Below are 1015 nucleotides of genomic sequence, written 5' to 3' on the forward strand. Positions count from 1 at the left end.
CGCCGGCGCCGGGCCCGGGCCCGGCAGGTCGAGGCCCAGCTGCTCGCCAGCCGCGCCTGCCGCGGTGGCAGCACCGCCTCGTGCCGTCCCGGCGCCGCTCACGGGCCCACCTGCCGGCCCTCGGCGCGCACGGGGCACGAGGTGCGGACGGGGCAGGTGCGGCACTGGGGGCCGTCCTGGGCGGGGAAGGAGGCCCCGGCCATCCCCTCGGCCGTGCGCTCGACGAGCGCGCGGGCCCAGCCCGGGTCCTCGGCCGCCTCGAGCGGGGCCTGGGCCTGCTCGAGGGCCTTGCCGCGCGTCGGGGCGACGTTGACGAGGCGCGCGCCCCCGCTGCGCGCCCCGTCCCCGCCCGGCCCGTCCCCGCCCGACCCGTCGTCCCCCGACCCGTCGCCCCCCGACCGGGCGACGTCGGCGAAGGCGCCCGCCTCGACGGCCGCCTGGTAGGCGCCGAGCTGGGGGTGCTCGGCCAGCTCCGCCTTCGCCGCGGCGGACCCCGTCTTGAGGTCGACGACGACGAGGCGGCCCTGCGCGTCGCGCTCGAGCCGGTCGACCCGCCCCGTGAGCAGCGCCCGGCCGACGGCCACCCGCACCTCGACCTCCGTGCCGAGCAGCTCGCGGCCGCCCGAGGTGGCGAGGTAGGGGGCCAGGTTGTCGAGCATCCGCTCCGCCCGGGCGCGCTCGCGCCGGCCGGGCCAGGTGGCCGGCATCCCGAGCTCGTGCCAGCGGCGGTCGAGCTCGGCGCCGAGCGCGGCGCGGTCGGCGTCCGGCGCGGTGGCCGCGAGGTCGTGCACCAGCGTCCCGACGCCCGCCGACGACGACTCCTGCGCGACGGCGCCCGACGCCTCGAGCACCCAGCGCAGCGGGCAGGCGCCGTGCTGCTCGACCTTCGACGGCGAGACGGGCACCGGCTCGTCGCCGGGGTGCAGGGGTCCGGGGTCGCTGAGCGGCGCCAGCCCGTACCAGTCGTCGGGGTCGGCGCCGGGCACGCCCGCCGCGGCGAGGCGCGCGAGCTCGG

At 81.3% G+C, this 1015-nt stretch carries 1 protein-coding gene; it reads right to left on the reverse strand.

What is annotated here, in order from left to right; genetic code table 11:
* Positions 1–98: 98 nt before the first annotated feature.
* The coding region (locus HLB09_RS17525; RefSeq protein ID WP_171204549.1) for a RecB family exonuclease at positions 99–1015 on the reverse strand (917 nt) is incomplete at its 5' end.

The sequence above is a fragment of the Pseudokineococcus marinus genome (genome assembly GCF_013004605.1).
In the GTDB taxonomy this organism is placed as follows: Bacteria; Actinomycetota; Actinomycetes; order Actinomycetales; family Quadrisphaeraceae; genus Pseudokineococcus; species Pseudokineococcus marinus.